13 protein-coding genes are annotated in these 20,462 nt (G+C 68.0%); 5 read left to right on the forward strand and 8 right to left on the reverse strand.

Annotated features, from left to right (window positions below):
- The first annotated feature begins 13 nt into the window (after positions 1 to 13).
- From APR04_RS14990 to APR04_RS15000, 3 genes are read left to right on the forward strand one after another with little or no spacing between them, the layout of a single operon-like run.
- The gene (locus APR04_RS14990; protein WP_253871541.1) at positions 14 to 1,135 is read left to right on the forward strand and encodes a hypothetical protein; all 1,122 of its coding nucleotides are present in this window, start codon (positions 14 to 16) and stop codon (positions 1,133 to 1,135) included.
- 13 nt (positions 1,136 to 1,148) lie between these two features.
- Positions 1,149 to 1,985, forward strand: a complete 837-nt coding sequence (locus tag APR04_RS14995) for a competence/damage-inducible protein A (RefSeq protein WP_253871543.1) — start codon at positions 1,149 to 1,151, stop codon at positions 1,983 to 1,985.
- Positions 1,978 to 2,643: a hypothetical protein gene (locus APR04_RS15000; protein ID WP_253871545.1), complete on the forward strand. Its 666-nt coding sequence runs from the start codon at positions 1,978 to 1,980 to the stop codon at positions 2,641 to 2,643. The genes APR04_RS14995 and APR04_RS15000 overlap by 8 nt, the downstream gene beginning before the upstream one ends.
- Before the next feature lie 41 nt (positions 2,644 to 2,684).
- On the opposite strand, the gene APR04_RS15005 is transcribed toward APR04_RS15000, so the two are convergent.
- Positions 2,685 to 2,882 (reverse strand): hypothetical protein, encoded by a 198-nt coding sequence (locus APR04_RS15005; protein ID WP_253871547.1) that lies wholly within the window; start codon positions 2,880 to 2,882, stop codon positions 2,685 to 2,687.
- 58 nt (positions 2,883 to 2,940) lie between these two features.
- Positions 2,941 to 3,366 (reverse strand): hypothetical protein, encoded by a 426-nt coding sequence (locus tag APR04_RS15010; RefSeq protein ID WP_253871550.1) that lies wholly within the window; start codon positions 3,364 to 3,366, stop codon positions 2,941 to 2,943.
- 162 nt (positions 3,367 to 3,528) lie between these two features.
- Here APR04_RS15010 and APR04_RS15015 point away from each other — a divergent pair, with 162 nt between their 5' ends.
- Together APR04_RS15015 and APR04_RS15020 are read left to right on the forward strand one after the other, a co-directional pair.
- On the forward strand, positions 3,529 to 4,365 hold the full coding sequence (locus APR04_RS15015; RefSeq protein ID WP_253871552.1) for an HNH endonuclease: 837 nt from the start codon (positions 3,529 to 3,531) through the stop codon (positions 4,363 to 4,365).
- A 227-nt stretch (positions 4,366 to 4,592) separates the two neighbouring features.
- The gene (locus APR04_RS15020) at positions 4,593 to 9,773 is read left to right on the forward strand and encodes a PDDEXK-like endonuclease domain-containing protein (protein WP_253871554.1); all 5,181 of its coding nucleotides are present in this window, start codon (positions 4,593 to 4,595) and stop codon (positions 9,771 to 9,773) included.
- Positions 9,774 to 9,844: 71 nt separating this feature from the next.
- Here the strand turns inward: APR04_RS15020 and APR04_RS15025 are convergent, their stop codons facing one another.
- The 6 genes from APR04_RS15025 to APR04_RS15050 all read right to left on the reverse strand — a co-directional run bounded on the left by APR04_RS15025 (position 9,845) and on the right by APR04_RS15050 (position 20,414).
- Entirely contained in the window at positions 9,845 to 10,939 is a 1,095-nt protein-coding gene (locus APR04_RS15025) for a GTPase (protein ID WP_253871556.1), read from the reverse strand.
- Positions 10,923 to 12,104, reverse strand: coding sequence for a GTPase (locus APR04_RS15030; protein WP_253871558.1), 1,182 nt, complete (start codon positions 12,102 to 12,104; stop codon positions 10,923 to 10,925). The genes APR04_RS15025 and APR04_RS15030 overlap by 17 nt, the downstream gene beginning before the upstream one ends.
- Before the next feature lie 243 nt (positions 12,105 to 12,347).
- On the reverse strand, positions 12,348 to 13,571 hold the full coding sequence (locus APR04_RS15035; RefSeq protein ID WP_253871560.1) for a TIGR02679 family protein: 1,224 nt from the start codon (positions 13,569 to 13,571) through the stop codon (positions 12,348 to 12,350).
- Positions 13,568 to 17,551 (reverse strand): TIGR02680 family protein, encoded by a 3,984-nt coding sequence (locus APR04_RS15040; protein WP_253871562.1) that lies wholly within the window; start codon positions 17,549 to 17,551, stop codon positions 13,568 to 13,570. Before APR04_RS15040 ends, APR04_RS15035 begins: the two co-directional genes overlap by 4 nt.
- On the reverse strand, positions 17,548 to 18,843 hold the full coding sequence (locus APR04_RS15045) for a TIGR02678 family protein (protein WP_253871564.1): 1,296 nt from the start codon (positions 18,841 to 18,843) through the stop codon (positions 17,548 to 17,550). The genes APR04_RS15040 and APR04_RS15045 overlap by 4 nt, the downstream gene beginning before the upstream one ends.
- Complete coding sequence (locus tag APR04_RS15050) at positions 18,840 to 20,414, reverse strand: TIGR02677 family protein (RefSeq protein ID WP_253871566.1); 1,575 nt, start codon at positions 20,412 to 20,414, stop codon at positions 18,840 to 18,842. Before APR04_RS15050 ends, APR04_RS15045 begins: the two co-directional genes overlap by 4 nt.
- Positions 20,415 to 20,462 lie beyond the last annotated feature (48 nt).

A 20,462-nucleotide genomic window follows, 5' to 3' on the forward strand; every position in this document is an offset into this window, starting at 1 on the left:
TACCATTGGATCGTTGCGTACTCGCTACGATCCAATGGGGCACATTGTCGAGACGGGGGTCGGGTTGCGCGAGCAGGTCAGGATCTGGGGCAAGATCGACAGCTCGCACACGATGCAGGACCCGATCGAGCGACTGAAGGCCTCGAGCCAGTGGCGGCTCCGGCCCGGTACACAGGGCAACGGATCAGTCCGGTCAGCGTTGATGGACACCGACTTCCTGGACGTCGAGCGCGCCGCCGGTCTACGACGGCATCTCACCGACGTAGCGGTCGTGCGTGGGAGTGGCTCGGCACGGCCGCGCATCACGATCCGCAATGGATCCGCCCTCCATTTCGACCTCGTCGCCGGTATCGAGAGTCCATCAGCCGAGGTCACATCCGAGCACATCGAAGAGCTCATTCAGGGTTTCCGCGGCCAGGTTCTCGATCTGGGGCTTGAGCCTGTGGGTGCCGCAACTCGATATTCAGAGCCGGCCGTAGTCGCTACAGGCAGCGACTCCAAGGTCCGAGAGCTTGCCAGCTGTGGCGACACTCCCTGTCTCTATCTGTACGACGGCGTCGTTCCGGTCCTGATCAGCCGCGACACCGGGTGTCCGGGCATCGACAACCCGATCGACGAGTTCTATCTGCACTCGGTCGCGTCCATGGGCGCCCAGGACGTCCTGACGAACGTCCGGGACACGGTGCCAAGTGCGGTCTCCGCACTGGCAGACCTCGGCTCTCTCGACCGTCGTGCGGACGACCGGCTGACCTTCTCCGAAGCACTTGAGGGCACGCACCGTCTGCCTTCATTGCGGCGCGACCTGGTGCGGAACGAAGCCCGCAAGCGAATCCTCGTCGACTTTCGGCGCACGTCCCTGGGCGGAGCCGCGACGAGCCCAGGCCACGCCGGCCTGTACGCCTACCTGGACCGCCATTTCGACGATTACTACCTCGGGTCGTTGGAGACTGCGCTCGGTGCGATGCGCGAGGGTGTCGACGAGATCGGCGAGCACTCGACGACGATTCTCGAGCTCGCGAGTCTGTCGTACGACATCACGATTAAGGAAAAACTCAAGACGATGCAGTGGATGTCGCTAGGCCTTGCCATTGCTTCCTTAGCCGTCGCGGTTGCCGCGATCATGACAGCGCTGTGAGAGGACAGTACACATGAGGGTCGCTCTGCTGGTGGTAGGAGACGAGATCCTGGACGGGTCGACGACGGACAGCAACAGCGGGTGGGTGTGCCGGCAGATCTCTGGCCGCGGGGCGAGCGTCGTACGGACCGCGGTCGTCCCTGACGACCCCCGTGAGATCGGCCAAGGACTGGACTTCCTGCTGCAGGTGAAACCGCGCCTCCTCATCACACTTGGTGGGCTTGGTCCGACACGGGACGACCTCACGGTAGGGGCAGTCGCCGACTATTTCGGTGTGCGGCTGGCCGAGCATCCCGACGGTGCCCGGATCGTCAGCGAGCGGTACGCAGCGCTCGCGGAGGCGGGCCGGGTAAGGGACACGTCGAGTCCGGCAGCGCTTCAGGCACGGGCCAAGATGGCGCTCCTGCCGAAGGCCGCAGTCGCTCTTGACAATCAGGTCGGAGCGGCCCCGGGGGTGTGGTTCGACGTCAAGGAGCGCCTGTCGGTTCTCAATTTGCCGGGCGTGCCGTCCGAGCTGAAGTACATCTTCATCAATGAAGCCGGGGCGCACCTCCAACGTGTGCTGGGTACGGGGTACTTCCGGTCCGCGACGATCGTGACCTCAACGAACGACGAGTCGGAGTTGTCAGCCTCGCTTGCTGCGTTCGACGAGAAGCACGCTGACCCCGCCATCTATCTCAAGTCCCGGGCCAAGCGTTTCGGCAAGGACGTTCGGATGCAGGCGACGATCTCAAGTCGGGGGAGCGACCTGGACGACGTTATCGGTCGGCTCGCAGCGGCTATTGAGGGCTTCCGGTCTGAACTGACGAGCGCGTCCATCGAGGTGCAGTCGGTGACCTTCGATGAGTGATCCCGCGAGCGGACTTGTGGACACGCGGTCCCGAGCGAGACGTCGCGTCGAAGTGATCCTGGGAGACCTCACTCTGGTCGAAGCGGACGCGATCGTCTGCCCGGCGAACAGCTACGGGACCATGGGTGGTGGCGTTGCGGCTGCGGGTTTGGCTTCTTCAGCTGATCCTCAAGATGAGCAGGCTGCGGCTGTGCGGGCGCTTGGCGTGCTGCTCACCGGGACCGAGGCGCTCCTGGTCGCCGCCGGGCTGGACGCCGAGGAACCCGTGACGTCCGCGTTCGCGGTCGTCGATCCTCGTCGGCGTGCGGACGCGCTTGCGCTCGTAGCCGCCGCTGGACTCCGGTTGCGGAGGGATGTGTTGGCCGTCGTGATGCGTGGCATCGAGGGGGGCCGCTCTGTGACTCAGCGGGTCGAGACTCTCTGGACCATGCCCGGGCATCTCGCCGGCGCGGGAAGCCTCACCACATCGCTCGTGCTGCTGGTGGCAGGCGCACGCGAGTCCGTGGTTTGCTCCACCTTCAACTTCCGGCGGTCTTCGGGCATGTGGACCGCGTTGCACCACGCCGTCGCCAGAGCAGGCGTGTCGGTACGTGTCTACGTGGACGCGGTCGCGGTCGAGAGTGGACGAGGTCCGTCTGCCGCCGAACTAGCGAAGTAGGTGCACACGCATGTCGGTCATTCCACTTCGAGCAACACCCGTCATCGCGTTTTCTCGCGCCAGCGCCCTGCTGCCCTGCGCTGAACGTGAGCGACCTGTTCATCGGTCAGGTGCCAGCGCGCTTCACTGCCACGGCTGTCGAGTGTGTTGTACTCGGCCCGTAGCCAGGCCCGTACCGTCTTCGGCGACAACCCGAGCTTGCGGGCGAGATCGGCGGGCGTCACTACGTCGTCGCTCATGTCGCCTGATGCTATCCACCAACCGTTGCGGACCGCTGCTCGCGACCAGATAGCTGGACTATCGAGCCGCGCCGTCGCCGAGTGATTCCATGGCGTCCTCCAAAGCCGCCCGGACGTTTGCAAACCTCGTCTTGAGATCCTCAAGACGAGCTAGCGCGTCGTTGCCGTCGAGGATTGCACGAAGGTCGGCGACGCGGTCCTGGTCTGGGTCTTGGACCGCTCGAACGACCTTGTGGAGCAGGTTCGTGTCGGTCGCAGGCGTCAGCCAGACCTGCTGGGTCTGTCGCGGCTCGGCGTTGTAGTCCAGGATCCACTCCGGGAAGTAGGTCAGGTGCTCGTCCCGCAAGCGGGTCGCGATGTCGTTGAGCACGTTGGTGCCCAGCCGCTTGACTCCCAGCAGGTCCTTGAGGTCCTGCAGTTCGACGACGAGGACCTGCGCCTCAACGGTCTTGGCTTTGAGGTCTGCCCAGTTTCGGTAGCCCACGCGCGCTCCTTCAGTTCGGGACTGCTTGCGCAGTTCGGGACGGCTTGCGCCATCCTACGACGTACTCGTTTCACCCCTGTGCGACGCCCGTCGCACCCTTGTTTGAAGACCTGTCATGTGGCAGGATAAGGGCTCAAATAAGCCTACGGCCGGGAGCCCGACATGACTGACTGGATCTACCCCGCGAATCCTGGGACCGAGAGCTGGGGCTACAGAACAGCCGAGGGCGTCTCAATCCCGCCACGTGAGCTGTTCGCGGGGAAGCACCCGGACGTCCTGGGCCCGGGCAACCGTGTCCAGACCTGGTACTTGCCCCGGCTCCGGCGTGAGTTCCACGCCGGAGACGTCGTTTGGGTCCGGCAGAGCGAGACGGGTGGCCTGCTCGTCGGTGCTGGCGTAGTGCTGACCGAGCCGTGGCCCGGCGAGGACGGGGGCATCTACTTCGAGGTCGACTTCTGGAACCCTGAGAGTCGCGACCTGGCGGCCGTCCCGTTCGACCTCGCCGTTGAGTCTGTACCTCAATCGGCCCGCACTGCGAAGGACAGCGAACGCGCGCAGGTGCTGGCACGCTTCCCGGACGGAGTTACCGTCGATGATGACACCCGAGCCCGCCTACGTCGTCGGCAAGACGTCGCAGGTCGCCAGGGTCTGACGGTGTTCCGCGAGAAACTCATCGACGCCTACGGCGGCCGGTGCGCCATCACCGGCGATGATGTCATCGACGCGCTGCACGCGGCTTACATCGACCCGTACACCGAGACCGGCAGGGAACTCGTGGTGAACGGGCTCCTGCTGCGCGCCGATGTCCGCGACCTGTTCGACCAGGGCCGGATCTGGGTCGATGTCGACGGCAAGGTCCGTATGCACACCTCCCTGCGGTCCAGCGGCTACAAGCAGTACTCGGGCAAGAAGCTCCGCCTGCCCAAGGACGAGAACAAGCGGCCCGGGACCACCCGCCTTGCGCGGCATCGCAGGGTCATTGCCGGTCAGTCCGCCTGACAGGCAGCGCATCCCGCGTGCAGGGCGCGACGGATGCCGGTGGCGCTGATCCCGTGGGTCTGCTCCTCCACGCGGGCGGGAGCCCGTCGAGATCCGTTTCACCCGGGTGAGTTGTTGCCATTTCACTCCGGAGTCTGGGTTGCGACCCTTCGCCGTTCTTATCCTTGGGTGCCGGGCATTGTGGGGCTAGGTCTTGTTTTTCCAGGTCATGAGGGGTGTTGAGTTACGTGGGTGTCGACGGACCCAAGGCGTTGCACGAGGGCGTCGTCGGCCAGGCGTCCCGCCTGCTCGACTTCTTGTCCGCGGTGGCGCGGGAGGTAGGGCCGGAGCCGGTCCGTGACGTCAACCATCAGGAGTTCTTGGTTTGGCCGACCGAGGTCCCGACCCATCGCGCGGTGCGGCTCGGGCCGAGCGACACCCGGCCCTCGTGGCTCGAGGTGAGCCGCCTACCTGAACCCGAGTCAGTGACGATCCCCGACGAGCTCAGCGGACTCATTGTTCAGAAGTCGATGCAGTCTCCTGACCAGGAGCCTGAGTTGTCGGCTGCCGGGGTCGAGGCGTTCGTCGACGAGAGGCTGCCGCTTCCTCTTGACGAGCTCCGCGGTGTCCAGCCCGACGCTATCGAGCAGACGGAGGACCCTGATCGCGCCGTCGACGATGAGCCTCGCGCGGTTTGGGAGGCGGAGCGAGCGGGACTTCGCGAAGAGATCCAGACGCACTTCACCCGGTGGAGGGAGACGACCTGGCAGGTGTGGGCCGACCGCACCCGGCCAGCGATCGCTGCCCGGAAGCTGTACGGCCGGCTCTATGAGCTGCACCTGCGAGCAGAACGGGAGACGGCGACGTACGAGGTCGTCTGGGGCCACTGCGTGATGAGGTGTACCAGGGAGGGGAAGTCCATCGTCGCCCCGATGTTCGTCGCGCCGATGACGGTCGAGGTGAATCCCGATGACGCGTCGATCCGAGTTGCTCCTGAGAAGCCTGCGGAGCTCGAGCTCGACACCATCGAAGGTATCTGGTTCGACGGGCTCGAGGCCCTCTCCGCGCTCCGCACCCGGTTGACGAGCGAGCCTCCGGACCTGTGGGACGCTGACCAGCGGCTTGCGGTGCGACGACAGATCGTAGCGCCGCTCGGCCTGGAGGCGAGGCTTGCGGAAGACGAGGGCCGTGGTGCCAGTGTGTCGGCACCTGTTCTTGACGACGGGTGGACGCTCTACCTGCGCAAGCGCCCGATGCGCCAGGAACGCTTCTATGACGAGCTCGCGGAGAAGCTTCGCGACGAGGAGTTCCTGCCTGAGGCGCTGGCTTCGGTCGTTGCGGACAAGGATGTTCTGGACTCTGCGCTTGCTTCGATCGGGCAGACCGTGGGAAGTGACGACGGCACGGCCAACCGCCTCCTGATGCCGCTCCCGGCAAACGATGACCAGGAGCGAATCGCGCGGCAGCTGGCTCGTTCCCGCGGCGTTACGGTGCAGGGTCCCCCTGGGACAGGCAAGTCGCACACGATCGTCAATCTCGTCTCTCATCTGGTGGCGCAGGGCAAGCGGGTGCTGGTGACGGCACAGAACGACCAGGCACTGACGGTGCTGCGCGACAAGATCCCTGCGGAGCTGCGGGACCTGTCGATCGCAGTCCTCGGCTCGACACCAGCCGCGATGGAGGAGCTGCGGAGCTCGGCACAGTCGATGCAGGACTCGATCTCGTCCCTCGACCTGGCGAAGGAGGAACGGCGTATCAAGGAGCTGGGCGGGAGGATCGACGAGCTCCGGGACAGCCTTCGCCGGACAGATCTCGACCTGGTTGAGGCCCTCCGCAGTGAGCAGCGGGAACTGGACCTGCCTGCAGGCCCGGCCCGTGCCAAGGAGGTCGCGGAATGGCTGGCCAAGGACCGGCACCTGGATGTCATCGGCGACGCAGTACCCGTGGGAAGCGAGTTTCCTGTGGGTGTCGATGAGATGACAGAGCTCCGCGAGTCGGTGCGGAGCATCACCGTGGAAGACGCGACGAGTGCACTGCTGGATCTGCCCGATGTGGACTGGCTACCGACTGCGGCTGACCTGGGCACGGGGTTCGACCGGCTCGACCGGCTCCGTGATGAGGTGACAGCCTTGGAGTCCGGGGGTCTCCAGGTGGAAGGAGTCGACGGGCTCGACCGGGACACATGCCGTGCCCTCGCCGACGAGGCTCTGGACTCGGCGCGCACGCTCGACGCGCTCAACGGTCACTGGGAGAACCAGCTCGCCGCTGAGATCCTCAGCAACGGCCCGGTGGCCGACTTCACGATCCAGCAGAACGCGACTGTTCTGGCCAAGCTGGGCGAGGGACGTTCGATACAGGTGCGCCTCGCCGGCCACGAGATCATCGTCCCCGATGGGGACCCCGCCGTTCAGGTCGCGCTGCTGCAGACCTGGCGGGAGCGGCTCGATGCTGGCAAGAGGGGACTTCCACCATTCGGTGCCCGCGAGCTCAAGACACTCGCGGAAGCCACGCGATTCGACGGGTTCCCGGTCTCGTCCGTCGCTCAGGTCGATCTTGTCGCCTGGGCGATCCAGCTCCGGTCGGTCCTACGGGGGGTCCGCCTGCTCATGGTTCAGGCGTACCAGCCCTCAGGGATCCCGGTGCCTGACGACGGGCCAGGCTTCATCTTCGCAGCGCAGAAGCTGGCCGACCGCGTTGGCAAGGTGCACCGCTGGTGGTCCGAGACATACCCCGACCTCACGCGGCGCTTCCGGCCGCTGGTCACCTTCTCCGATCCCGCCCGAGACGCGGCCTCCCTGCGGCGTGCGGGCGAGCTGCTCGGCGGTGCGGCGGCACGTATCGAAGAGCGAGTCCTGAGCAGCGAGCTCGACAGACTCGGCGCACGGCTCAAGGGGTGCGTGGCGACGGAGCACGCCTCGCCCTTGTGGGCAGCACTCCTTTCCGCTCTCGAGCTGCACTCGGCGCAGAGCTGGAGCCAGGCGACAGAGGAGACCCGCCGGCTCGCGGCCGTCCGGGGCCGTGTGAACTACCGGGAACGGCTCGTGGAGAAGATCGCTGAGGCGGGTGCTCCGCGGTGGGTGCGCTTGGTCGTGGATTCCCGTGCTGATCACGACGTGACGGGCGACCTCGACGACCTGCCGCGGGCTTGGCAGCGTGCTGCGGCACGGACGTGGCTCACCCAGCTGCACGGCGAGAGCGATGTTGCGGTCCTGATGGAGCGTACGCACGAGCAGTCCAAGGAACTGCAGCGGACCGTTGTCGACCTGGCGAGCCGTTCGGCGCGGGTTGGGCTCAAGAAGAACATCAAAGACCGCCAGCGTCGTGCTCTCGACATGTGGCTCACAGCCATCAAGCGCATCGGCAAGGGAACCGGAAAGAACGCGGTTCGGTACCAGGCGCAAGCACGCGAGGCGCTACCCGCGGCGATGGGCGCAGTACCCGTCTGGATCATGCCGATCTATCGGGTCCTGGAGAACTTCGATCCCCGTGTCTCGGACCTGTTCGACGTCGTCGTGGTCGATGAGTCATCGCAGTGCGACCTGCTCACGCTCGGAGTGCTTGCCCTGGGGGAGAAGTCCGTCGTCGTTGGTGACGACAAGCAGACGTCGCCACAGGCGGTCGGCATCAACACCGACCGGATTGCAGCGCTCCAGGAGCAGCACATCGGCGATCTTCCCGGTCGGCGCCTGCTGACCATGGATGAGTCCCTGTACTCGATCTCCGGCCGGGCCTTCCCGTCCACGATCCTGCTCCGTGAGCACTTCCGGTGTGTGCCCGAGATCATCGCTTTCTCCAACACGTTCTATGACGGCAAGATCCTTCCGCTCCGAGAGGTGACACAGCCGCAGATCGGTCGCGCGCTCAACGCCGTGCACGTCCAGGACGGCGCCTCCGTCAAACAGGGATCTCACCGCGTGAACGTGCGCGAGGCCCAGACGTTGGTGGACAAGGTCGCCGAGTGCGCGGCGAACCCCGCCTATGACGGGCTGACCTTCGGCGTGGTGACTCTTATGAGCGGCCCACAGGCGAAGATCATCGAGGACTTGCTGGTCAAACGGCTCGGCATCAGCGAGTACGAGAAGCGCCGACTTCGGGTCGGTAACCCGCCGGTCTTCCAGGGAGACGAGCGCAGCGTTGTCTTCATCTCCGTGGTTGCCGACGACAACTCTTTCGCTGCGACCCGGACGATGCACGCGCAGTGGGTCAACGTCGCGGCGTCGCGCGCCCAGGACCAGATCTGGCTCTTCCACACAGTGGACCCGAGCACTCTGAACGCCGCTGACTACCGTAGGCAGCTCATCGAGCATGTCCGCGACCACGGTGACCGTCCGGAGGCAACCGACCTCTTCGCGCTGACCGACTCCAAGTTCGAGCGCGACGTCCTCAAGCAGATGCTCGACCACAGTTACGACGTGACCCCACAACACAAGGTCGGTAGCTACCGGATCGACTTCGTCGTCAACGTCGCGCCAGGGGAACGGCTGGCCATCGAGTGTGATGGCGACTCGTTCCACGGGCCCGACCAGTGGGATGCCGACGTGCGTCGACAGCGTGTGCTCGAACGCATCGGGTGGAGCTTCTGGCGTATCCGGGCCTCGAGGTACTACCTCGACCCCGTCGAGGCGATGGAGCCATTGTGGGAACGCCTGGAGCACATGCGGGCCCGCGCCGCTGAGGCAGAGAAGGTACGGGCTCGGCAGGCCGAGATCGAGGACGAACGCCGGCTCCGGCGGCTTCGTGTCGCGACGGTGCGACGTGAGCAAGCCGCTCCGACGAGTACCCCAGCAGCCTCGACGGAAGCAGCGGTCGCCGGCACGCTAGACCTGGACGAAACAGTTGCTCCGGAGTCGCGTACCCGGGTCCTGTCGGCCACCAGGCCATCGCGTGAGCCTGGGCAGCAACTCGTCCCCTCGCCTCGACGAGAGACTCCAGGCACGCTCGAGTGGTCCACGATGACTGACCCCTCCGCGATCCGAGCCTGGGCACGGGCACAAGGGTTCAGCATTTCGGACCGAGGCAGAATCTCCGCCGAGGTGACCGCGGCGTTCCAGAAGATGCAGCGTGCCCTTTCGGACGCCGTGGGCACTCCTGGCACGGTGCCATCGGCATCACCAGCGAGCGAGCAGTTGCGCGAGATCTCGGTAAGCGAGATCAGTTCCGACAGGCTGGCCGAGGTCTCCTTGTACGGCGACCAGTACGTTCTTGACCACCTCGGGGACATCGTCTCGCGCCGTGACGGCCGCAGCCTGAGCGATGCCGTTGGTCCGCGTCAGGCCGCGCGGGTTCGTGACGCGATGCGGGCCGTCCGTCCGCACGGCGGCAGGTTCAAGGTCGGCCGCGATGGCGTGATGGTGACGGCGGTTGGGAACACGCCGACCTATGTCACCACCGTCACCGCGGACGAGTGGTTTCCGGGAACTATCGGCTGAACAGTCGAGCGGGCGCCACCATCGAAGAACTGGTCGACGTGATGCTCCGTACCAGGTAGGTGACGAAACTGTCAGGTTTGGGTCCGCCAGCGCCGTAGCAAGTCTTCCTCGACGTCGTGCCGCAGGCGTTCGAGGTCCAGAGAGCCATCGGGCGTCCGCAGACCGCCACGGGCGAGCGTCTCGCAGACCCCGATCCACACAGTGCCGATGACGGTGATCACTGCAGGTTCGATGATGACGTCGGCGAAAGTCCCGGCACCCCCGCTGCTGGGCGCTTCGGACGCCTTTCGGGTAACGGACCAGGCGGTGCGTGCGAGGCGCACCACAGTGCCGGCCGCCTCCTGCGCTTCCCCGGACTCGACCCGATAGATGGCGGCAACCTCCGAGATGAGCTTCTCAAGCAGTTCGTCAGAGTTCTTGGTGCTGAATGCCTCGCCCGCGGCCTTGAGCACGGCCATTCCGGCATTCCTGCGCCGAGCCCAGGACTGTCGGCCGACTGACTTGGCGACCGCCCGATCGATCGCGCTGCGTACTGCAGGAGCGGCGGCTTCGAGCATCGCTTCGTAGAGAGCGTCGAGGCCATGTGCAGACTCACCGGTCTCGACGTCGTCGACGGCCACAACGGCATGTGCTCGTCCGGCATGGACAGGCAGCTGGAGGGACTCAAGGTACGCCGCCATCTCGAAGGCAGACCTGGTGAGTCGGCCGTCGTGTCCCAGCGGAGCCCGGGTGAGTACCAGCAGCACGGGCAGGCCGAGCGCTGACACCTTGCGGATCAGGCCCTCTTCCGCGGGGTGGAGGCGCGCGTCGATGGCGTGAACGCAGTAGAGCGCCATGTGGATCTGCTCGTTCAGGTCTCCCGAGGTGTGGCTCTTGATGCGGTCCCGGAGGTCGTGGACCAGCTCGCTCGACCTCGTTCCGAGCTCGCTCCCCGGGGCGTCGTAGACGCCCAGCGGCTTGCCTGGAACAGCGTGGAGGGTGAGCCTCTCGGTGACCGGACGCCCGATGCCTGTTCGCGCGAGGTCCACGTCGAAGAGCGCATTGACCAGCGTCGACTTGCCTGCGCCGGTGCGGCCGAGCAGGAGGACGTTGAAGCGCTCGGCGCGCTGAGCTTCGGCGGTGTAGGCGGCGCCGCGATCGAGGGGCGAGTCATCGGTCGGCGGCAACTGTGCCTCCGTCTCTTGTGTCGGGAACCGGTGTGCCGTCTTTCTGTGCCTTGCGGAACGCGTACCGAAATTCGTCCCGGAACAGCTTTCCGATCGCTTCGTCGTCGAGCTCGCCGTTGTCGGACCGGAACCGCCCCAGCGCCACCGCCTCGCAGACCGCGATCCAGGCCAGACCGACGGCTGAGACGAGCGCGAAGATGAGTGCGCCGTTCACCACGCCCGCTACCGCGCCGACGACCGGCAGTACCTTCAGGAGCGCGCCGATCGCAACGCGCCCGCTGGCTGCACCAAGGACGACACCGGCGACGCTGGCGACCACTCTGCGGCTGAAGCGAAGCTTGTAGTGTGCGGAGAGGCTCGCGATCATGCCGGTCAGTGCCGTAGACAGACCCGCGATATCGACCAGCGGGACCGGGATGGCCACCAAGCCGGCCGATGCAGTGGCCGCAGCGGTGACGATGCCCAGTGCTGTGGGGCGGAGCCGGCGCAGGCGGGTCTTGACACTCGAGGTGTCGTTGATCGTCCTGTCGAAGGCGGCTTGCCACTCGTCGCTCAGGTGGTCCCAGGTGACGTCATAGAGACGGTCCAGACCGTGCTTCTTCTGGCCCGTCTCCTCGTCCTGGAGCGCGTGCAGCGGTACGGCCTTTCCACCCGCTACCGGCAGGCCCACGTCGTCCAGGAACCCGACGAACTCTGCTGCTCGTGTGACCAGTCCACCGCTCAGAGACTGGCGTGCCTTGGTGACGACGAGTACCACCGGGAGGCGATCAGCGAGATGGCTGATGATCTCCTGCTCGCCCTCGGTGAGCCGTCCAGGTTCGGCGGGGACGCAGTACCAGCAGGCCTGGATCGTTCGTTCGCGTCGCTCCTTGAGTACGTCGTCGATCTCGCCGATCAGCTGGGCGACGGACCTACCGAGCTCGAGTCCCTTCGTGTCATAGATGCCGAGACCGGCCTCTGGGAACTCGTGGTATTCGACGTGCTCGGTGACTGGTTTGCCGGTGCCGGTCCTCGCGACGTCGACGCCGAACATCGCGTTGATGAGGGTGCTCTTGCCGGCACCGGTCTGGCCGAAGACGGCAATGTCCAGACGGGGTTGGGCGCGAGCGGCGCGTTCAAAGGCGTCGTCGAGGTTCTCGTCCTCTGGCGAAGCGGTCGCTGCCATCGGAACTCCGATCTGGTTGGAGGGTCCAGGATGCATGAAGGAGGTGCCTCCGGAAGGCGGTGGGGCGCGAGCCCGGGGGTGATCTTGCTGCTCAAGAGCGTGCCACGAGCGTGCGCCACGGCCAGTCAGGGAGACGATAACGCTGGTTCCCAGCGCTGCGGTTGCTCGGGCCGACTCCGCCCCAGCCCGCGAGCTTCACCTTCTGCTTCTACCTCGGCATGACTATCGTTTGGTAGGCACAATTCAGGGTGACGGGTCGATGCGACCAGGACCGCTTGCGGACAGGTCACCCCGGAGCACCTCCCAAACCGTCTCCTCCAACACCGCCACACCCCGCTCGACCATCGCCGGCGCAAGCTCGTCGTCCCACGGCGCGGGAGTCACTCGCCCAACAGGCGCACCGTGGTCGCCGACATGAGCTCGGTACTCCAGCGCGTCCATCCGCCACGGCAGCGCACCGGTCTCCGCCATGACATGCCCTGCGATGCGCACCCCCTCACCGTCGAGGTCCCCGTGGTAGCGCAGCTCGTTCCCTGCCTCAGCCAGGCCGTTCAGCAGCCGCATCCCCGCCGTGCTCGGCCAGCCCGACGTGCACACCATCGGCGGAACCAGCGGCCCAAAGGCCGTCACCGCGAGCCAGAGGACCGCCGGGTTCTCAACGATCCGCACGATCCCAGCTCGAGGGAGAGTCGGAGCCCCCTCCTGCAGATCGGCCAGGGTCAGGCTGACGGCCCGGCCGTCGGCGTGGCCAAGATGGCACATCCGATCAGCGGCAGCGTCCCCGACAGCGGCGAACCCCGCGACGAGCACCGTCGAGGACAGCACGTCGTCGGCCACACCGACGGACTGCCACAGGGCGCGCCGTTCCGCGGCGCGCTGGGGCCGCCCGACCTCGCGTTCGATGGCGACCGCGCCGAGCACCAGCGTGGCCACCGGGGAACCGGGATCGAGCGCGTGGGTGTCGTTGAGTGTGCGCCCGGCCAGCACGGGCAGCGGCTCACCGGTGCTCGGCAGCGCGTCGAGCACGGTCAGCGCCCGTTCCAGGTTGGTCCGCTGCGTGTCGACCGACCCCCGCACCCCGCCGGCCTCGACGTCGCGGGCCCATCGGGCCAGATCCCGGGAGCGGACGACGGGGTGGCTACCCAGCCATTCCCACAGGGCGGTACGGGCGTCAGCCTCTTGCGCGCGGTCGGCGACCCGGTCGCCGATCGGTCCGTACCTGTGGATCAACGCTTCGCGCAGGGGTGCCCCGGACAGCCGCTCGACCGCGGCGGCCACGTCCTCGAGGCGCACCTTGGCTCCTGCGGACGGCAGGCTCGCCAGCCCCAGCAGGTCGGCTATCGCGTCCTGTTGTGCGCGGTCCAGCTGCCCGAGCCGTACCGACGTGACCGGCTTACCGGTGGAGAGCCGCCGGTGGCACTCCCGGAGCAGGCTGTCGAGCCCCGCGTCCCACCCGTCGGCCGTCACAGGGCCTGTTCCACCAGGTCGATGAGGTCGTCCGGCAGATCGTCGTCCTGGACCAGGCGACCGCCTCGCCACACGAAACGAGTGGTGGTCACGGGGTCTCCGTCCGAGCCCGCGGCGAGAGCATGGATCGCGATCTCAGGAACCTCCGGGTAGCACGCCCACTCGTGGTCGGACGTGAGGACGAGGTCCAGGTCGAGGTCGCGCAGGAGGGCGAAGATCTGCCCGCGGTTGTTCTCGTCGATCCCGACGAAGACCTCGTCGAGCAGGATCAAACGGGGTGCGGTCGGCGTGGCCTCGTAGTGCGCGGCGAGTGCCGCGAAGAGGGGGAGGTGCAGCGCGATGGCTTTCTCGCCACCGGAGAGCACGCTGTGCGTGCGCTTGGTCAGCGTGCGCCAGCCCTCGATGTCCGGGCGGGAGAGCTGGACCTGGAACCGGTGCCACTGGGTGTAGTCGAAGACGGTCGCGAGCTGTTGCGCCCAGCTGCGTCCGGAGTCCTGCGCGTGCGCTGCGTCGATCCGGGCGCGGAAGAACGTGTGGAGGGCATCGTGCTCCACCTCGGTCAGGAGGGCAGGGTTGCGCAGGAGCAGTTCTCGAGCACTCCGCAGACCGGTGCCCGCATCGTCTCGGACGTCCCAGCTGAGGCGTACCCGGACGCCGGATGCTGTTCGCACCGTGCCGAGACGGTCGTTCATCCGGCGTACCAGCGCGTCTGCGTCACGGATCGTCTGCGAGAGATGCCGCCGCGTGTCTCCGGTGAGGGCCTTCTCGAACAGGGCGTGCTCGCTGTCGGTGATCTCGTGGTGGGCGCGTCGCTCCTCCTCCTCGACAAGGTGAAGGAGTTCCGCGATGCCGATCCGGCGGCCGGGCAGCACTGCGACCGGGATGACGACGTCGCTCTCTTGGATGACGTCGAGGTGGGCCCGGCGGGCAAGCTTGTCGCCGATCTCGTGGGCCCGTTGGTGGAGCCGGCTCTGCGCGTGATGCAGCGTGTCGTTGGGGCGGGTGGTGGGCAGCGTGCGGTCGAGTCGGCGGGATTCTTCCAGCACGGCGGTCACCCCGGCGTCCACAGGCAGCGGCTCGGTGATACCTGTGTCGGTGGCGAGTGTCGTGCTCAGCGCGGCGACCAGGGCTCGGGAGACCTCGTCACGGTGCTCCAACGCGCTCTGGTGCTCTGACTCAGCCGTGACAGCGGCCTGCTCCAGGCGGGCGACAGCCTTGCCCGCGTTCCCCGCCTCGCTCGTGAGCCGCTTCACCTCGCGACCTTCGTCGTCGATCTGTCCGGTCAGCTCGTCAAGACGCGACACCACCTCGGCGTACGAGCCGCCGAGCCGTTCCTCGAGCGTGCGGAGCCGGACGGCGTCCTCGTGCGCCGTTCTCCCATCGCCCTCCGCGCGGTCCTGCTTGCTCGAGACGTCGTCCGCGGCAACCTCGGCGGCCTCCTGTGTGTCCAAGGACGTGTCACGCGCGGCCTCGGCGTCGCGCTCCGCCTGCACACGGTCCCGGTCCTGGACGCGCAGCAGGGCCAGGGTGGCAGTGATGGTCTCGAGCTGCTCGCGCTCGTTGGGCAGGGCGCGTTCCTGTGCCCCCCGGACGAGCGTCTCGTGGGCACGGGTCACGGCGTCCTGGGCCTCACGCACCGCCTCGGCAGCGACGCCGTCGGCCCGTTCACGCTCGGCCTGCAGCACGGAGGCCTCATCGATCGCCCGACGTGCGGCAGCAAGTGTGGTGGCGGAGGGAAGCCGCGTGGCCTCGGCATCGACGATCCGCAGCTGCTCCTCCAGTCGCTGCACGGTGTCGGCGTGCCCGGCTGCGCTCCTGGCGTGCTCGGTGATCTGCTCGTCGAGCTCTGCGAGGCGCACGAGTCGGTGTCGTTCGCGTGCGGCGGCGCCGATGAACTGTGCGGCGTCCTTCGACCAGGTGCCCCGTGCGACGCCGAGACGCCAGGCGCCGGCCGGGGAGACCCAGCTCGCTGCCGTGCCCTCCGATGCCTCGTCGCCGGTCTGGTGCAGCCCGACGGCGTCAAGGGCGCGCGTGACGGCGGTTGCGGACACTGCGACGCCGGCGGGGACGTCGGGTCGCAGTACCTGCGAGAGCCGCGGCCCGTCGACCGGTGCGGACGGGGCCAGCACCGTGTCGTGACCGGCGGGGACGAGGGAGCCGTCTGACGCCAGCCAGGCGTCGAGCAGGCCCGACGACTCCAGGGCGGCCTCGAGTCCGGCCTGGTCGTCGCCCGGCACGGAGTCCTGGAAGTCGACGACCTGCCACAGCCGAGCCCCCGGGCCGCGCCCGGGACGCTCCGAACGGAACCGAGACGGCGTGGGAGCCACCAGGGACTGGTCGGCGAGCGCCGCATGCTCCGCCGTGAGCCTGTCCCGCTCGCCTGCCTCAGCATCGTGCAGGCGTGCCTGCTCGTCGCGGTCCCTCTCCAGCTCGCGCCGGGTCTCGTACCTCGCCTGCTGGACGTGCTCGGTGACCCTGTCGGTATCGAGGGCGGCGAGCAGCGCCGGTTCATCGAGCTCCAGCACGGAGCAGGAACGTGCCCAGGCCATCACCTCCTCGACGTAGCGTTCCTCCTCCGCCGATGCCGCGGCCCGCGCGTCGTCCAGGTCGCTTGCCGCCTGTGCGAGCAGCTCCAGAGCGCGGGTGCGGGCAGCCTCGGCCGTGTCACGGTCCGCGCCGGCCTTCTCGAGCCGGTCCAGGAGGCGGAGCACTTCGCTGACATGGCCCTCGACGATCTTGATGCGCGCCGCGAGGTCGTCCGTACCGATCAGGTCTTCCATCCCGATCGCACGAGCGGTCTGTACCGCCACGCCGCGGGCTCGTTCGGCTGCACCGCTCTGGTCTGCGGCGGCGCGTACCGCCTCGGCTGCCTTGGTCGCCGCCCGCCCGGCCTGCGCCCGTGCCGTCTCCAGGTCGTGCCGTGAGCGGTCGGCGACCTTGACCGACTGCGCTGCCCTCTTGCGTAGGTCCTCGAGATTCCGGCCTTCCTGATAGGCGTCGGAGTCCTTGAGAGCCTGCTGCTCGGCGTGCCGGCCGGTGAGTCGGGTCTCGGCCTCCGCTCGGAGCTGAGTGAGTTCCGCCTCGCGCTCCTGGGCTTCGGTGAGCCGGTCGCCGCCCTGACGGAGCCGCCGCGAGGCCGTGTCCACCTCGGTAGCTGCGGCGGTGACGGCCTTGGCGCGCTCGCGCAGCAGCACTGCGCCGTACGTGCGCGTCGTGTCGAGCAACGTGTGTGCCGCACGGACCTCGACGGCCAGGTCAGCCAGCTCGGCTCGTCTCTGGTCGAGCCGTTCGAAGCCCTCCGCGAGCTCCTCGATGCGCGTCGCGTCGACAGGTGGCAGCGCGGAGGAGAGGAAGGTCGAGAGGTTCTCCGGGTCGAGCCGCTCGGACAGTTTGGGACGGCGCAGCTGCAGCAAGGCCTGCACGAGTGCGTCGTACCGGTCCGGTTCCATGCCAGGGAAGAGGGTGGTGCGTACGTGTTCGCGATAGCCGTGGACGTCGTCCTCGTACACCTTTCCGCGACTGCTCACGGCCGTCTTGAGGTGGGCGACGGTCAGCGGCTCGCGATCAGGTTGCAGCTCGAGGTCGTACCCGACGCGGGCCTGCACCACGAAATAGGTGGTCCGCACCCTCGTGTCGGACTTGCTTGCCTGCAGCCGCGCGCCGATCGTCACGTGCTGCTCGCCCAGGTCTGCCGGACGGCGTAGCTCCAGCCACACGTAGCCGACGCGGGTCGCGCCGACGGCTCCCTGTCCCATGAGGTTCCAGTGCATCGACCGCTCGCCCGACCCGAACGTCGACAGGCGTGACGGCCGCAGGTTGGCATCCAGCAGGAACGGGAGGAGCAGCTCGAGAGCCTTCGACTTGCCGCTGCCGTTCGGGCCGCGCAGGAGGAGCCGGCCGTCGGCGAACGTGAGTGTCTCGTCGTGGTAGCGCCACACGTTCAGCAGCCCTGCGCGGGTCGGTTGCCAGCGGTTCGTCATGCGGGGCTCTCCTCAGGAACGTTGCGTGCTGGAGCTGCGGCGAAGGTTGCGTCGCGATACCGGTGAGCGGCAGGGCGGGCCGTCACCACGGCACCGTCGCGTGTGACGAGATGATGGCGCCCCAGCAGGCCGATCGCCTCTGCGAGGAGTCGATCCGGACCGTCGTCGTCCTGGTAGGTCCGCGCCCAGCCGCGGTTCGCGGCGAGCAGGTCGGCGATCGCGCTGCGGAGCAGGTCGATGTGGCTACTGCCTGCCGGGCTGCTCGTCAGCACTGTGACGAGGTGGAGCGCGGCGACCGAAGGGGCCCCGTCACCCGGGAACACCTCGTCGGTCGAGATCCGCTCGCGATCGACCAGCAGGTACCCCTCGGCCCGCGTCTCCAGCACGAAGCCAGCCGTCTCGGCGGCCTTGCGCAGCTGTTCGCGCCCGCTGATCGAGTCGAGGTAGTCCCGCTGGGCGGGGCTGAGCCGGTCCCTGTGCAGCGCGGGATCGTCGAACACTGCGCGGAGGGTCGAGTGCCGCAGCCACAGGTTGCGACGCGTCCGGGCAGCATCGTCCTCCGGGGGCGCGAGCGGCCCCGCGCCGGGCCGGGTCGCGTCGCGGTAGTCCTCGCCGTACGCGGGCTCGGCGAGCAGCGCGTCGACGGCGTCGTCGAGCCACTCGTCCTGGTCCAGGTTGACGGCGGTGGACGACGCCCCGACGGGTGCAGCGAGCAGCGAGAACAGGCCGGCCTGCTCCACCTGGTAGAGCACAGCGGTGGTCGCGTCGTCGGTGAACGACTCGGCGCGGCCTTCAACGGCCCGGAGGATCCCCGCCTCCTCGAGCTGGAGCACGGCGTCGACGAAGGCTCGGCGGTGCCCGTGCCTCTTGGTGTCGAACGGCGGTAGCGCAGCGTCGGTGCTGCAGGAGTGCGCCGCAGCCTCCGCGAGCTCACCGAGCGTGACGACACGGCGAGACACGAGCTCGGCGCCGACGACGCACAGGAGGACGTACCGGTGCCGGTCGAACGGGACACCGGAGCGGTGCTGTCTGGCGGGGCGGACGTCGTCGGGCACGAGATCGGGGGGTGCCACCTTGACGAGGCGCACGTGCCCGCTGCGTGGGTGCAGCCGCAGCTCCCAGCCGAGGTAGTTCTGGAACCAGGCGCTGACGGCGATCTGTCGGCGCCGCACGAGGTCGTAGTCGTCCGGCGAGCTGTCCCGGACGATCAGGGGAGTGCGGAGGAGAACCCGGATTGCCTTGCGGACCTCCTCCGTCTCGGTGACGACAAGCTGGTTCTGCAGGTTGCTCACGAGACCGCCCCCACGGTGGCCGGCTGCGCCCGTGTGGAGGTGACCACGTCGAGGCGGATGGTGAAGTCGGGGCACTCCAGCTCGCCGAACGTGGTTCGCAGGACGGCTCGGGCGCCGCCCGGGGCCGGCGTCAGTGTGAGCGCCACGAGACCGTCGGACGAACGGACCGAGCGTGGGCCCGGCCCTGCGACGGCCACCGCCTTGCCGACCAGTGCGAGCAGGTGCCGGAACGCCACCGGGTCGAGTCGTGCGATCTGGGACAGGCGAGTCTCTCCGCCGGTTCCGAGTGCATCGAGCGCTGCGATGGCTTGCTCACGCTCGGCGCGCGCCTGCTCCGCGCGCTCCCGCCGCAGTGCGCTGACGTCACGGACCTTTCCGGTCCGCGAGAACACCGCGGTACGGCCGGACTCCCGCAGTGTGCGCGACACTGGCACGGGTGGGGCCGCCTGCCAGGGCACGCCCGCCGAAACCGTCTCCGGGTCCACCCGGTCCAGGTGGGCATGACGTGCGGAGTGCAGTCCGAAGCCCACGCGCCACAGTCGGTGCAGGTCGGCGTCGGACGGCGCCGCCGCGAACCAGCGTGCGAGCGTCCGGAAGTCCGCCTCGATGCTCGACGGGCGCCGCCGGGCCGCCCAGAGGCGTTCGAGGACCTGCAGCAACGCCAGGATGGCCCGACGGCCGGCCGCGCCCAGCTCCTCCGCGCGCGGGCGGCTGCCGTCGAGGGGTGAGAACCAGGCATCGAGTCCGGCCCACCGCGCCCGCGCCTGCGCGAGCCACCGTTCCTCTCGGTCTGCGGTACGCAGCTGCGGCGGCAGCTCTGCCCCCGCGAGGGCACGGGCGAGGACCGCGTCGACGCCCTGCGCGCGGACCCGGTCCAGCGACCGGACGATGCGGGCCGCCCGCTCGTCGAGGCGGGAGAGGTACTCCTGGAGGTAGGTCACCGTGGCCTGCTTGACGTCTGCGAACGTCTCCTCGTCGACCTCCTGTGCACGCAGGAGCCGTTGCAGGTCGGCGTTGAACCGCTTGACGTTGGCCGCGAGCGCTGTCAGGTGCCCCTCGAGCTCTTGGAGAGCCACGTAGACCTTGCGGTCGAGCGCGGCTTCGTCCGTTGCGCTCGTGCGAGCGGGCGGCGCGGAGGCAGCGAGATCCGCGAGCTGGTCGAGCCGGTCGGCGATGGCTTCCAGTACAGCCGTCTGCAGTGACCCTGTGGCCTGGAGCGCCGCGACGGCAGCGGCATGCCCGGCGAGGGCTGCCTCTCCGTGACGGGTGAGCGAGAACTGCAGATTGCGGCGCTCGTACTCGCGCACCGTGCGATAGCGCTCGGTGTGGTTCTGGCCGGACTCCAGCAGATCCCAGGCCACGAGCTGGTCGAGCGCTGCGGTGAGCTCCGCGTCACCGAGCTCGTCACGCCATCCGACGTCGTCGAGGTGCCGGCGCACGTCGTCTGCTGTCAGGGAGGTGACCAGCCGATCGTTCGCATCGCCGAAGGCATACAGGAGCGCGGTGTAGAGGGCGTTGCGATCGGCGCCTGTGAACCGGAACAGCGTCTCTGGAAGGACGATGTGGCGCATGAGCCTCCCTGTGTTCGGGCAACGGTGGCTGACGTCGGACCTGACCGG

Origin of the sequence: Promicromonospora umidemergens, assembly GCF_024171995.1 — a bacterium.
Lineage (GTDB): Bacteria > Actinomycetota > Actinomycetes > Actinomycetales > Cellulomonadaceae > Promicromonospora > Promicromonospora umidemergens.